The sequence below is a fragment of the Vibrio sp. 1562 genome (assembly GCF_033340155.1).
Taxonomy (GTDB): Bacteria; Pseudomonadota; Gammaproteobacteria; order Enterobacterales; family Vibrionaceae; genus Vibrio; species Vibrio alginolyticus.
Genome location: NZ_JAWOVY010000221.1, coordinates 1 through 807 on the forward strand (window position 1 = coordinate 1; position 807 = coordinate 807).

At 46.3% G+C, this 807-nt stretch carries 1 protein-coding gene; it reads left to right on the plus strand.

The features are described from left to right. Nucleotides 1-105 precede the first annotated feature (105 nt). On the plus strand, nt 106-807 hold a 702-nt coding region (locus tag R7Z49_RS24280; protein WP_031782567.1), incomplete at its 3' end, for a phospholipase D-like domain-containing protein.

The following is an 807-nucleotide window of genomic DNA, read 5'->3' on the forward strand; positions in this document are numbered from 1 at the left end:
ATTTGTTCCTCATGTAGGGTCAATCCCACTTCTCATTGGGAAATCTGTTCCCCCAACCCACTTTTATGCTTAATATCCTAGATGGGCATATTACTTTGAGCGTATATGGACAAGTTCTATCATTTTCTTACTCTTACTGGCATTGGACTGTATTGGTTCTTAGTTGCTGGTGTTACTTTACGCGTTGTTTTGAAGCGTCGTGCGGTGAGCGTGTCTTTAGCTTGGCTAATGATCATCTATATCCTTCCCGTGCTTGGCGTCGCGTGCTATTTCCTATTTGGTGAGCTGAACTTAGGCAGAAAACGAGCTGAACGAGCAAAAGAGATGTTTACCCCTTTTGCCAAGTGGTTTAGTCAACTCAACGATTGCCACGCGCACATGCCTGAAACCATGGGTCGCCATATCTACCGCATCGATGAACTGTGTAACAACCGTCTTGGGCTACCTGCTCTGAGCGGGAATACTCTGTCCTTGCAACAATCTCCTGATGAAATTCTGCACTCCATCATCGAAGACATCGAGAATGCCAAAACGAGCATTCGAATGGTGTTCTACATTTGGCACCCAGGCGGCTTGGCCGATTCGGTAGCATCCGCTCTTATCCAAGCATCTAAACGTGGTGTGGATGTGAAGCTGCTATTGGACTCGGCGGGTAGCCCACGCTTCTTCAGAAGTCCTTGGTACAAAATGATGAAAGATTCGGGTATCGAGGTTATTCAGGCACTCGAAGTGAAGATGTGGCGTATGTTCTTACGTCGTCTTGATCTTCGCCAGCACCGTAAAATCATAGTCATTGATGATGAAATC